8 protein-coding genes and 1 pseudogene are annotated in these 10,129 nt (G+C 33.9%); 3 read left to right on the top strand and 6 right to left on the bottom strand.

Features of this window, described 5'->3' with window-relative positions; all coding sequences use genetic code 11:
- The 3 genes and pseudogenes from ABI657_RS13350 to ABI657_RS13340 form a co-directional block, all read left to right on the top strand.
- A pseudogene (locus tag ABI657_RS13350) lies at positions 1-483 on the top strand (molecular chaperone HtpG); the annotation flags it as partial.
- Positions 484-648: 165 nt separating this feature from the next.
- Positions 649-1,065 carry a hypothetical protein gene (locus ABI657_RS13345; protein WP_348097763.1) on the top strand — a complete coding sequence of 139 codons (417 nt, stop codon included), beginning with the start codon at positions 649-651 and terminating at the stop codon, positions 1,063-1,065.
- The gene (locus tag ABI657_RS13340) at positions 1,062-2,165 is read left to right on the top strand and encodes a hypothetical protein (RefSeq protein WP_348097762.1); all 1,104 of its coding nucleotides are present in this window, start codon (positions 1,062-1,064) and stop codon (positions 2,163-2,165) included. Before ABI657_RS13345 ends, ABI657_RS13340 begins: the two co-directional genes overlap by 4 nt.
- A 9-nt stretch (positions 2,166-2,174) precedes the next feature.
- Here the strand turns inward: ABI657_RS13340 and ABI657_RS13335 are convergent, their stop codons facing one another.
- From ABI657_RS13335 to ABI657_RS13310, 6 genes are all read right to left on the bottom strand, one after another.
- Positions 2,175-3,782, bottom strand: coding sequence for a family 43 glycosylhydrolase (locus tag ABI657_RS13335; protein ID WP_348097761.1), 1,608 nt, complete (start codon positions 3,780-3,782; stop codon positions 2,175-2,177).
- A gap of 304 nt (positions 3,783-4,086) precedes the next feature.
- Positions 4,087-4,908, bottom strand: a complete 822-nt coding sequence (locus ABI657_RS13330) for a phospholipase A (protein ID WP_348097760.1) — start codon at positions 4,906-4,908, stop codon at positions 4,087-4,089.
- Positions 4,909-5,098: 190 nt separating this feature from the next.
- Positions 5,099-6,475: a Gfo/Idh/MocA family oxidoreductase gene (locus ABI657_RS13325; protein WP_348097759.1), complete on the bottom strand. Its 1,377-nt coding sequence runs from the start codon at positions 6,473-6,475 to the stop codon at positions 5,099-5,101.
- 57 nt (positions 6,476-6,532) lie between these two features.
- Entirely contained in the window at positions 6,533-7,630 is a 1,098-nt protein-coding gene (locus ABI657_RS13320) for a DUF5009 domain-containing protein (RefSeq protein WP_348097758.1), read from the bottom strand.
- Positions 7,631-7,802: 172 nt separating this feature from the next.
- Entirely contained in the window at positions 7,803-8,675 is an 873-nt protein-coding gene (locus tag ABI657_RS13315; RefSeq protein WP_348097757.1) for a PKD domain-containing protein, read from the bottom strand.
- 27 nt (positions 8,676-8,702) lie between these two features.
- A complete protein-coding gene (locus ABI657_RS13310; protein ID WP_348097756.1) occupies positions 8,703-10,067 on the bottom strand; it encodes a DUF4832 domain-containing protein in 1,365 nt (454 codons plus the stop codon).
- Positions 10,068-10,129 lie beyond the last annotated feature (62 nt).

Below are 10,129 nucleotides of genomic sequence, written 5' to 3'. Positions count from 1 at the left end.
TTGATTCAAAAAATTGAAGGTGATAATAAAGATGTAACTTTTGTTCGTGTAGATTCTGATCATGTTGATAATTTGATAAAAAAAGACGAAAACACGATTTCTAAACTATCTGATGAAGAAAAAGAAAGTTTAAAAACCTCTTTGGAAGCTTATATTCCGAAAGCATATTCAGTTCAGCTGGAAGCTTTGGACAGTCAGGCAGCTCCGTTCATTATTACTCAGCCAGAGTTTATGCGCAGAATGAAAGAAATGAGCCAATCTGGCGGTGGCGGAATGTTTGGAATGGGTAATATGCCGGAAATGTACAATCTGGTTGTCAATACCAACTCTGACCTGGCTGCCAATATTTTAAATACGGAAGATAAATCAACTCAGGAAAGTTTGGTGAAACAAGCTTTGGATTTGGCAAAATTATCTCAGAACTTATTAAAAGGAGAAGAACTTACTGCTTTTGTAAAGAGAAGTTTTGATTTAATCAAATAGACATTTTTGTCACATGCTTTAAGAACCTGCAAATGCAAATTTGCAGGTTTTTTGTTTTTTATTTTTCTTATATCAAAAAATAAATTTATGTATATGCTACTGGATTTAAAGTATTTGTGTAATTTTATTCTGTATAAAAATTATGTAAAATTTTATTTCAATATCATGGAAACTTTTGAAACCAAAGAAGCAGAGAAATCAAAATTATTTTTAGAAGTTAATTTTGATTATAAATATTTATCGCGAACCTGGGTAGAAAAAGAAGAAGTTGGTACCTGGAAAAAGACCACCATAAATGATTCTAATCCCGGCGACGGCAATATCAGTTTTTTTGAAGTTGGAAAAACAATTGACTTTAAAGATAGATACAGGATCATTATTATCACCTATTTTGATTTGCAAAAAGTAAAAGATATTGATGATTTTATAGAAAAATTAAAAATTCATTATCATCTGGTTGAAGATGATGACGAACCCGGAAGTTTTTATGTCAGTAAAATATACAAATGTGTCAAAGAGGAAATCATTGTTTCAGAGGATAAAACCATTCTGTTATTAACTAAAATAATTGAAATCAAATGAAAACGAAATCAATACTGTTCTTGTTTTTAATCAGCTTGAAATTATTTTCACAAGAATCAAATACTATTAAAATAACTGATTTGGAATTACCCAACGCTCCGGCTTTTACCATACTGGATTACTCACCTACTATCATCAGTACTCCTTCTACGACCCAGGCTTTTACACTGAGCTTAATTAACAGCATAAGTTCAGGCAACAGCGGTTTCCCTACTGATTATGCTTTGGAATTTACACCTTACTGGGTATTTGCCAACAAAGGAAGAAATTTAACTGATTATGTGATTAAGGAAAATCAAAAAAGCTATTCTAAGCCTTATAAGAATCTTTCGTTTTCATTAGCTTCAGTAAAAAAAGATACAATTCAGAATGTATCCGTTGGAATCCGAACCAACCTTTTGACAGTTAACAGAAAAGAGAGACAGGAATCTATCGATAAGCTGCTTTTAAAATTGGGAAGATTTAAGGTCATTACAGATCAACAGCTAACTCTTGACCAAAATCCATATGAATCCGGAACAGCTGAGTACAATCAATGGAATTTAGATCAGGTTAATAAATTATCAAAACTGGAGGAATATAAGAAACTCACTGCTGATATTTATGCTGCAGTTGATACTTTAGAAGCTTCAAAACCAATATTTACTGCCGATATTGCCACGGCTTACAATCATTTTTTTGATGAAAATGAATTTAAATCCGGACGATTTGGAAGATATGGAGCATGGTTGACATTAAACGCAAATTTTAAATTAAGCAAAACCAATAACAATTATCTTAACATTTATCAATACTCCCGATATTTAATTGATGAAATGACATATAACACCACTCTGTTATCTTATAAAAAAGAAAAAAATCTTGATTTAGGAGCCAAAATCGAATTACAATTGAATGATTTTGCCATTGGTTATGAATATATCAACAGAACCAATCAAAAAGACAATTACAGATCTGTAGGCAATCTAAAATATAAAATCAACGAAAGATTTACCATTACAGGAGGCTTTGGTAAAAATTTCGAAAAGACAGATAATTTGGTTTCGTTTCTGGGAATCAGCTGGGGAATTGCAACAAATAATGACCTGGATATTGAATAATAAATCAAATTACTTTTTTATTAAAGTCACATCATCAACCTGGCAAGAAGCATTTGCAGCTCCTTCCGCCATAAAACCAATTTCTATTTTTCCATCCCGAACTGCAACATTAGAAATCTGGATTGTTATCCATAATGCATTTTCATCTTTGATAGTGTATTTTACTTTCTTGCCATTACTAAGGGCATACATTTCCAGATTCTTAAAACCTTTGGTATTCTTAACTTTAGCCTTCAATACATATACACCGTTTTCAAGTTTTACATAAGGCGAAGATTCTATTCTTTGCCCTATTTTTCTTTTAAAATTAATCTTATCGCTAATATTTAAACTTTTCTCTCCTGTTACAATTTTCCTGTCGGCTTCGGTATTGAAATAATTCATTACTGGAGAATTTACACTATCAAGTCCAATCTTATTTCCTTCAGTAACCTCATCAGACCAACCTGTTAATTTTATTTGAACTGGCTTAACGTGACTGGGAATATATCTTCTGTCTGCTTCAAAACTTCCATTCATGACATAATTATTGTCTTTGGCTACTTTCCAAATACCAGTTTGAGCATTAATATTCCAGGAGTTAAGAGAATTAAAATAAGGTGTATTTCCATTAAATGACATCGGACACCATTGATTATATCCTAATCCATTGCCTGCAAAATTTGCCCATCGATCCCCGCAGTACAAAATTGTCTCCTGCTTATTCCCTTTTACCGAAACAAAAAAACCTGTTTGTGATACATGTGCAAAATCTTCGGAAGCACCATTTGTGATCAGCATTTCATTAGCAGGAAAATAAGGCCCTCTTATATTATCTGCCACAAGATAATAAGCAAAAGAAGCATCCCAGCCGTATATATTAGATGCGTACATATAAAATTTGTTATTGTATTTGAACATGCAATTTCCTTCACGGCTTTCTCCTTTAAAAATCTGTGTGCAATCCAATAGATTCACTTTACCATCCTTAACCCCAATCTCCGAAACATAGATTTTATTTCTTCCTTTTCCATAAGAATAAATTAGATACGATTTACCGGTATCTTTATCTGTAAATACGGTTTGATCACCAGTATTGCTGGTTCCAATCATTTTTTCCATATTTATTTTCTGATGCCAGGTAAACTTTTCAGTTGGTGAATTAGATACTGTAATAAGAACTTCACTGCCATGCTGAACAAACAAGGCATATTTATTCAATTCTTTTATATAAGCTACACCCAAACGGCCTAACCAGGTTTTTCCTGATTTATTGACTTCATCTTTGGTAATTACATCTCCTTCAAAAGTCCAATTGACTAAATCTATTGAGCTGTAGCAGTTTACCGAATTAAAAGTAGCATTTGGATACGTAATAAATGGCGTATTTCTATAACTATCGGCTTCTTCATAATGAACACCATACCAATAATATTTGATTACACCGGTAATGGGATCAGGAAATTTAAAAATCCCGCCACCCTGACTGTTCAATGGATTCCCATTTTTATCATTCCAGAATACATCATTTTTTATATTTTGATTTTGTCCATTGACACTGCTGATTATTATTAATGATAAAATAAAAACTAACATTAGGAAAAAGGTATTTGACGAATATTGTTTTCTAATTTTCATATTTATTCGATTAGGTTGTTATAATTATTAGACTTGAATTTATCATCAATTCAAGCATTATAATGATAATTTATATTAATAAAGATTATGATGCTATCAAGAATTTTGGCCTAAACTAAATCAAAAAAGTATAAAAACTATCCTCCTATAGTTAAATAATGACAATCAGAATTTTAAAACCAATTCATAAAAAAGCCACTCAGATAAGTGGCTTCAATGTAAAAATCTTGTTTAATTATGCTGTAAATTATCTTAAGTATCTTATCAAAAGAGTAATATATGTTTTTGTTAATAGAGAAATAATTTAAAAAATACCCATATTTTCAGGTTTTATTACAAATCCCAAACGTAGCATACTTTTATGTTCCTGGTAATCAATCAAACTTTCAGTGTAACCCACAAACCATTGAAGTGTTAGATAGTAATTTTCATTCCTGTACGGCTTCCAGTTTATTTGTGTCTGCAAAGATCCGTAATTGATAAGTCCACTTCCCTTTCTGAAAAGAACATCTGCGCTCCATCGTCCCGGTTGTATTTGATATGTTGCACTCGCTTCGCCGTAGCCGACATATTTAGTAAGTTCAGGATTATCTTCTTTATCAACAATTGGAAACCATCCTCTAATCCCTACCGTCCACCGTGGAGAAATCTGTGACCTTAGTGAAAAGGCAAGCATGTTCCATGTTCTGGAATAAATAGAATCTCTCCCATTAGATTCATGCTCTAAGGAAATTGTTCCATAAGTCAGCCTTCCACCTTTTAAATAAAATGGCCGAACAAGGGCAGCTCCAGGATTAAAATTAATCTCTGAAAAAGGTTTTGAACTGGCATAAATATCCCAAAAAGCTTTTTGAGTGTACATTAAATAAGGATAAAAACCACCCCATAAAGGTTTTGATTTTAGCCGAAGCTTAAAACTTACCTGATATTTAACATCGGAATTGTTACGAGTAATAGCAGTATTTATTGGTACACCAGTTAAAAAGTAATTGTCTTTATGGACGGAAAAACTTGGTTCTTTTAAAAGTGAATCTGCTGCGCGGAAATTTTTCTTTTCTTCAAGTATTTGAGAATTTGCTTTAATTGAAAATAAAATCAATAAAATCAACAGGTATTTGAAATGCATTTATATAAATTAATGTAAAGTATTTTAATTCTGCAAAAGTATATAATTATATTTGATTAAATTGACTCAATAAAAAGCAGAGTTAACTCAAAAAAGCAGAATCATATTACCTCCAAATACTATGTATACGAAAGAGGCTGTCAAAAAACAGCCTCTTTCTATCATAAAACTAAAAAATGCAAATAAACTCTTATTTTGAAAATTCAACAGTTTTTAGCTTTTTCCAGCCTCCTCTTGTAAAATCGGGAATTTCAACAGGAGCTGAATTATGATCCAAAGAAATTTCTGTTAACGGACTCAAACAAGACCATTCTGCCAAATCATAAACATCCATATCTAAAGGAAGTCCTTTTTGTATGCAATAAAACATACGATAATCCATAATAAAATCCATTCCGCCATGGCCACCCACTTTTTTGGCCATTTCTTCGATATCTTTTACAATTGGATTTTTATATTTTTCCATTAATATTTTTTTTACATCTTCAGATACAAACTCTTCAGCATTAAGGTTCTGGTAATTTTTTGAAATTTCTCCACCTGCTTCTTTTGCATCGATAGCATAACCTTCAACAGGATATTTATTCGCAAAGCCTTTTGTACCTGAAACCTGATACATCCTGCTGTAAGGTCTTGGACTTGTTACATCATGCTGGATCTGGATTGTTTTTCCCATTTCGGTACGAATCATTGTCATCGTGTGATCTCCATTTTTGAAATCTTTTACAATTTCTCCGGTTTTTTCCTTAATAAAAGCAGGATTTCCGACCGCTTTGGTATCCATAGAAACTAAGAAATTCATTTTATCACCTCTGTGAATATTTAACGCTAAACATGCCGGTCCCATTCCGTGTGTAGGATAAACGTCACCTCTGTGTTTGCGGTTATAATCCATACGCCAGTTGTTCCAGTATCCTTGCCAATACGGTTGTAGTCCGTGTATGTACGAACCTTCGGCATGGAGAATTTCACCAAACAGACCTTGCTGTGCCATATTTAATGTAGTCAGTTCAAAGAAATCATACACACAATTCTCCAGCATCATACAGTGTTTACGGGTCTTTTCAGACGTGTCTATAATATCCCAAATTTCCTTCATCGTTAAAGCTCCGGGAACTTCTACGGCAACGTGTTTTCCGCCCTTCATGGCTTGCACGGCAATATTGGCATGGTGTTTCCAGTCGGTTACTATATAAACCAAGTCTACATTTTTAAGTGCGGTTACTTTTTTCCAGGAGTCTTCTCCAAAAAACACTTCTGCTTTTACTTTTCCATGTTTTACCAAAGTATCATTGGCTGCTGTTGTTCTTTCTTCGACCATATCACAAAGCGCAACGATTTCTACACCCGGAATGTGAGTAATACGTTCAACTGCTCCGGTTCCGCGCATTCCCAAACCAATAATTCCGATTCTTACTAAAGGAATTGCTGGTGTTGCCAAGCGCAAAACATCAGTTTGGCCTTTATCTCTTTTTGGTGCTTTGGTTTTTATGAGCTGCGCAGATATGTCGCAAATTCGTAATAGCAAAAAAGCTATCAGTAAAAATTTTAAACTTGAACTTTTCATTTTTTTTTGTTTAGTGATATTATGTATTGAAGTCGTTATTCGTAATTATTTGTTTGTTTATACTTTAATATAGGTTTTGTTTTTATGCATGTACCAAAGTAGGAAATAAAGGATTCCAAAACCGGCCAAATCACAAAATGCATCGTAATAAGCTCCCGTAAATTGCTCAAAACCAAAGAAAATTTGTTTGGCAATCAAGGAGAAATTAAAAACATGTGATCCAACATAGGCTGCGATGGCATTCAGTCCAATTACTCTAAATGGATTTGCCCATTTGGTATAGCCTTTTACATCAACAATCCAATAAAATAAAGCTAATAAAACAAAACTAATTCCTGATGAGAATAGTACGAATGAACTCGTCCATATTTTTTTAATAATGGGGTGCCACAAACCTATTATTAATGATATAACAATTCCGCTTACACCAATAATGAATAGATAGTTGGCAATTTTTTGTCTGGATAAAGAGGACAAGAGCAGTTCTCCTGCAAATAATCCTGACATGGTGGTGGCAGTAAATCCTAAACCTGTTAACAGCCATGAATATTGTGTCTGGTCGTAAAAACGTCCAAAAATCTGCTGATCAATATAAATGGGAAGGTTTTTATTGGGTAATAATTCAAAACTGTGTCCGAAGTAATTCGGAACAGCTAACAAAACGGCATATAAAATTAGGCATGATGCAAAAAAGATATACCTTCCTTTTTTGGATAAATTGATGTAAGCAATACAAGAAAATAAATAACCTACCGCAATCGCCTGAAGTGTATTACTGAATATGTGAAATTTTGAAAGATCCAGAAACAATAAGTTGCCCTGAACAATCCACCCCAAAATAAAAAGAATTACAAATCGTCTAAAAATATGTTTATACAATTTGTAATCTGATTCTTCATCGGTGCTTCTTTTCCCTAAAGAAAACGGAATAACAACACCCACTACAAACAGAAACAAAGGCATAATAACATCATATAAATGAAAGCCAATCCATTCCGGATGCTCAAACTGATCCGTCAGAGTCTTTGTGAAATTGGTTTTGGCAGCCGTGTTTAAATTATAGAAAAAGCGATCTGCCACAATTATCATGAGTAAATCAAATCCTCGCAGAACATCTACAGACATTAATCGGTTATTGGCTATGCTTTTATTCATTCCTGGTTTATTTCTTTATTTGAATTCTTATAAAGTAATCCTTACTATCTCTAAAATACCAAGGATTACTTTTAAAATTATATTAACTCGATAGCTCATGCCATTAGATTTAAAATGACCTCTTCAAAAAGCTAAAATCTAATGGCAATTTTGACAGGCTATCGATGACAAACTACAATTGTAATGTAGAAAACTTAGGTCCTTCAGGGAAATTAGCAACAGCAGCCCATCCTGAAGTCATTTCGGTAATGGCTATACCAATTGAACTGCCTAAAGTTCCTAATTGTGTTTTCGGAATACTGAATTCAATTGCATTTGTGGTATCATTAAGGCTTACAACAGCTGATGCTTTCAAATTAGCTCCGGAACCAGCAATCTGACCCCAGCCCCATCCGCCATTTGGATCGGTATGGTTATAAAAATCTCCCCATCCGGCGCTTACCAATGGACCTTCGAATAAAAATTCTGCTCCGGAACCTCCAGGCCAGGTGCCATGTAAAAATCCGGTTTGTGTATTACCATCGGTATTGATGTACATGTCTACCAGTTCCATGAGCATTTTTTTGTTTCCTTCTAAATATACATTAACATTTGGGCCACCTGCCCAAATTTTAATTTTTTGAATAGAACCATTTCCGGATGTATTTTGATCTGTTACGGCTACATCCTCCCAATCGGTAAACTTGCCGTCGATTTTAATATCTATGATGATAATTTTAGGAGCTGTAATCACTTTAGTAATAAAGGCTTCTTCACCTGCTTCGTTAGTAACCGTTAGCGAAACCCTGATTTCACCTCCAATTTTATACGTATAAACTGGGTCTTTTTCTTCTGAAGGATAATAAAGATCTCCAAAATCCCATCTGTACTTTGTTCCATTCGTAGAAAGATTGGTAAAAGTAAATGTACTTCCGTCGTTGGTAAATGAAAAATCTGCCACAGGCATTGTTGCTGAATCCGAAGAAGCACTATCACTTGAACAAGCTGTTAGCAATAACAACGCCATCAGCATTGTTACATATTTGGTTAATTGTATTTTTTTCATGGTTTTTTGGTTTAAATATTTTTATAACTATTTAATGATAACCGTTTGTGATAATTTGTTGAAACCTGTTGTAGCTTCCCACAATCCTGTATTGGCAAGGCGGATAGAATAGTCTGGTCTCTCACTCAATTTTGAGGAACTGTCCTCCATTTTTAGAAGTAATTCGTAAGTACCGGCAGGAATTTCAGATAAGCTTACTGATTCTTTTAAATCATAAGTTACTCTCGGTACCACTTTTCTAACATCAAAACTTAATTTCTTTTTGTAAACCGTTCCATTTGCTGTTGATCTAAAAATCAGATAAGCATTTTTTGGATTATAAATAGGTGCAAAACCTGAGTTATTTATTAATACATTAAATGCTAATGTTCCATTTAAGGCAGCCTCTTTTTTGATACTTGAAGAAGCCAATGCCAATCGATAACCTAACTTTCTTTCAAAATCGGTAAAGCAATTATTATTTCTCCATTCCTGTAAAACCGGCCCATAATAGTCAAGATTTAGATAGGTCCATTTTAGAAGTGTCATTTCTTTTTCGGCAATGCTGCAGCTTGCAATCGGCACATCTACCGGTGGACATGTTTCCCCTCCTGTTGGGACAAAAAGAGCTTCATTGCTTACATATGTTTTTTCGGCAGTTACATTCTGATAGGTTCCATAGTCATCAACGCTGGCCATAAAACAATCATTATGAAATCCTAAACGGGCGGTATTGGTAGTTCCATAACCAACTGTAGCATCCATAGCAGTTGTAGTGGCCACAAAATCCTGCTTAATTTTTGGAGTCCTTACCTGAATTTTAACTTCTTTTGGAAAAGATTCCAAAAGTTTATCCAGAATCAGTTTTTTATTCGCTGGAGTAGTCAACTGATTTGTAGTGTAATACCACTCGCCCCAAGCTCCAACAAAACCAGCCTGAACAAAAGCAATTACATCTTTATTCTCTTCAAAAATTGGTTTTAACTGATCTAAATGCCCTGAAATCACTGCCACAGAAGCATCTGTTCCGTCCTGAGCATCAGTGTAGGCAAAACGTAAAACACATTTTAAACCTGACTCTCTCAGACGCGTAAAATCAGTTTTAATCAAATCTAACTGAATCTGACTTAAAGCAGTTGTTTTGAATTTCTCCAAATAATACAAACGTAAAATAAGGCTTACATTTTCTTTCTTTAGATTATTCAGAGATGCAGCTGTCATGGCAGTCCCTTCAGAATTTACCTGCCAGGTGTGCATAAATCCACGTTCCGGATTGGTAAAAACTTCATTAGAAACTGCATACGTCACTTTTTCCTCTCCTTTAACTTCTCCACCATTGTCACCTCTACCATCACTTTGGCAGCTGGAGGCAAAATTTAGGAAAAGACAAAATAGTACTGGTAAATATTTCATTTTTTGTATAATTAAATTATCTGGTCAATTTTATTCCTTCACATCAAGTGATATCCGTCTTT

It is taken from the genome of Flavobacterium sp., from assembly GCF_039930565.1.
GTDB lineage: Bacteria > Bacteroidota > Bacteroidia > Flavobacteriales > Flavobacteriaceae > Flavobacterium.
Note: the sequence above shows the minus strand (reverse complement) of the source record. Positions and strands in the feature narration are given on the sequence as shown.